The organism is Streptomyces sp. NPDC004561, from assembly GCF_053602155.1.
The window spans coordinates 1-1,454 of the sequence record NZ_JBSGDB010000897.1 but is presented as its reverse complement, the minus strand read 5'-3'; the positions used below and the strand labels follow the sequence as shown (position 1 = coordinate 1,454).

Annotated in this window: 1 protein-coding gene; it reads right to left on the bottom strand. The window is 76.1% G+C overall.

Features of this window, described 5'->3' with window-relative positions; translation table 11 throughout:
• Positions 1–178: 178 nt before the first annotated feature.
• The coding region (locus ACWEN3_RS46515; RefSeq protein ID WP_452984486.1) for an exopolysaccharide biosynthesis polyprenyl glycosylphosphotransferase at positions 179–1,454 on the bottom strand (1,276 nt) is incomplete at its 5' end.

Sequence of the window (1,454 nt, the reverse complement as noted above, 5' to 3'; positions counted from 1 at the left end):
ACGGCGACGGCCACAGGGCGTCGGCGGTGGGCCGCACCTGGAGGATCACTGTGTTCAGCCGGTCGCGGGCCGCCTTGTCGAGGAGGGCGGTCAGCGCGAGCAGGGCGACCACGGCCACCACCGGCAGCACCGGGGACAGCCGCAGCGGGCGGCGGATCGGCAGGGCGAGGGCCATCGGTCAGCTCCCCGTGGAACGCACGAGCGCGGCCGCGGTGCGCAGCAGGATGCAGACGTCCTGCCACAGCGACCAGTTGTCGATGTAGGCGTTGTCGAAGCGGGCCCGGTCCTCGATGGAGGTGTCGCCGCGCAGCCCGTTGACCTGGGCGAGCCCGGTGATGCCGGACGGCATGCGGTGGCGGGCCGCGTAGCCCGGGTACGTCCTGCCGAACTGCGCGACGAAGTACGGCCGTTCGGGCCGTGGGCCGACCAGGCTCATGTCACCCCAGAAGACGTTCCACAGCTGGAGCAGCTCGTCCAGCGAGGTCTGGCGCAGCAGGCGGCAGAAGCGGCCCATCCGGTGCTCGCCCGCCACGCTCCAGCGGGTGGCCGCCTCGTGCTCGTCCACCGGGCGGTGGGTGCGGAACTTCAGCAGGGTGAAGGGGCGGCCGTCCTTGCCGATGCGCTCCTGCCGGAACACCACCCCGGGCCCGTCGGTGATCCTCAGTACGACCGCGCACACCAGCAGCACCGGGCTGACCAGCACCAGCAGCGTCCCCGACACCAGCACGTCCAGCAGCCGCTTGGCGAGGCTGGTCCGCCGCCGCGTGCCCAGGTCCAGGCGCCGTACGGCGAACCCGGCGAGCTGGTCGCGCATCTCGTACGCCGGGCAGTCCGCGTCCAGCTCCCACAGGGTGCAGCCGGACTCGGCGAGCGCCCGCAGCAGCGGCCCCTTGTCGGTGCGCACGGCCGGGTGGACGGTGAGCACGACCCGCACCCCGTTCCGGACGAGCGCCCGTTCCACCTCCTCCCCGGCGGTGAGCAGGGGCAGCCCGCCGCTGCCGTCCGGGCGGTCCGCGACCACGCCCACGGGCCGCACTCCGCAGCGCGGTTGCCGCAGCAGTGCGGCGGCCACCCGCTGCGCGGTCGCGGCGGGGCCGATCACCAGCGCGGTGCGCGGCCGCCGCAGCAGCGTCACCCGGCGCCGCCAGTGCGCCGCGCCCCGGCCCGCGCAGGCCGCCGCCGCGTGCAGCGCCCAGCCGAGCAGCAGGGTGCGGGCGGTGAGCGCGTGCTCGGGGTCGTGGGCGGCGAGCAGCGCGGCCAGGCCCAGCCAGGCCACCGCGATCCGGCCGCACACCGCGGGCAGTTCGTCCAGGACGCCGGGCACCGGTCGCCCGGACTGCGGGCGCAGCAGCAGCGCGCCGGCGAGCAGGGTGGCGACCAGCAGCGGACGGCGGGTGGCCGCGTGCAGCGCGCCCGCGCCGGCCAGCGCGGCGGTGAGTGTCCGCCATCCCCTC